1 protein-coding gene is annotated in these 1106 nt (G+C 25.4%); it reads left to right on the top strand.

The annotated features are described in order from the left end of the window. A partial coding sequence (locus HX793_RS32195; protein WP_178905611.1) for a hypothetical protein occupies positions 1-1106 on the top strand: 1106 nt, incomplete at both ends.

The following is a 1106-nucleotide window of genomic DNA, read 5'->3' as shown; positions in this document are numbered from 1 at the left end:
CCATTTTAAACGATATAAACTATAAAATCCAAATCAGAAAATTAAATTTTACAGTTCGAAGAATTTTTAAAAAAATAAAAAAGAAAGAAGAATTTGTAAAACGAATAAAAAAAGAACTTTTAAAAGTAAAGAAAATTCCATTATTTATAGAGAAACAATTTATACCGAAAGAAATATATGAATCAAGTGAAACTCAAACAGAAAAGGATTCTATAATCAGCAATCAGATAATTCATGAATCACTTAGTCAAATTCGATCTACAGGTTGGACAAATTATTCACAGGCAGAAGAAGAAATGAAACATAGGATTGATAGAAGAAACACAATCAGAAATGAAATAGAAATAATGAAAAAAAATAAAAAAAAAGTAACGCCAGGAATCAAAAAAAAGAAAAAGAATAATGCAGAATCAGCCCCCAAAATTTTGAAAATATTCAAAAGAAAAAATATTGAATTAATAGTTAAATTTTTGATTGAAAAAATATACATAGATATCTTTCTATGTATCATTAATATGCGCAGAATCGCTCTACAACTTTTTATGGAATCAACAAAAAAAATTCTTTATAATGATAAATACATTGACAATAAAGAAAGGATTAATAAAACAAAACAAAATAAAATTGACTTTATTTTCCCTATGACTATAAAAAGGGCTTTTGATAATCTTAAAAATAGTAAGCGGAAGTCAGATATTTTTTTTGATTTATCTTACTTGTCACAAAAATATGTATTTTTAAAATTATCACAAACCCAAATTATTAACTTCAATAAGTTAAGATCTATTCTTCAATATAATGGACCGTCCTTTTTTCTTAAGACTGAAATAAAGGATTTTTTTGGAAGACAAGGAATATTTCATTCCGAATTAAGACATAAGAAACTTCCAAATTCTGGAATGAATCCATGGAAAAACTGGTTAAGAGGTCATTATCAATACGATTTATCTCAGATTACATCGTCTAGATTAATCCCACAAAAATGGCGAAATAGAATCAATCAATGCCATACGTCTCAAAGCCATACGGCTCAAAATAAAGATTTAAACAAATGGTATTCCTCTGAAAAAGACCAATTACTTGATTCAAAAAAAAAACAAAATTCA

Source organism: Pseudomonas reactans (assembly GCF_013387025.1).
Classification (GTDB): Bacteria; Pseudomonadota; Gammaproteobacteria; order Pseudomonadales; family Pseudomonadaceae; genus Aquipseudomonas; species Aquipseudomonas reactans.
This window is presented reverse-complemented; position numbering and strand designations above follow the sequence as displayed.